This window comes from Neisseria sp. P0001.S005 (assembly GCF_051963715.1).
In genome coordinates this window covers 1-230 of record NZ_JBQCTZ010001112.1, presented here as the reverse complement: position 1 = coordinate 230, position 230 = coordinate 1, and the positions used below count along the sequence as shown (strand labels likewise).

Below are 230 nucleotides of genomic sequence, written 5' to 3'. Positions count from 1 at the left end.
GCAACGCGGACGGCATCTTTGATTTGACCGAGAATTTGCGGTTCGCCCAAGACCATGGAGTCCAAACCGCAGGCGACGCGGAAGGCGTGGCGGACGGTTTCATTATTATCTAAGGTATAGAGGTAAGGGCGGATTTCTTCGGCAGGTAAGTCATGATATTGCGCCAACCAGTCGATGATTTTTTCGGTTTCACCGACGCAGTAAAGCTCGGTGCGGTTGCAGGTAGAAAG

Annotated in this window: 1 pseudogene; it reads right to left on the bottom strand. The window is 52.2% G+C overall.

The features are described 5' to 3' along the window. Window positions 1-230: pseudogene (locus ACTHSP_RS24245) on the bottom strand (glutamyl-tRNA reductase); the annotation flags it as partial.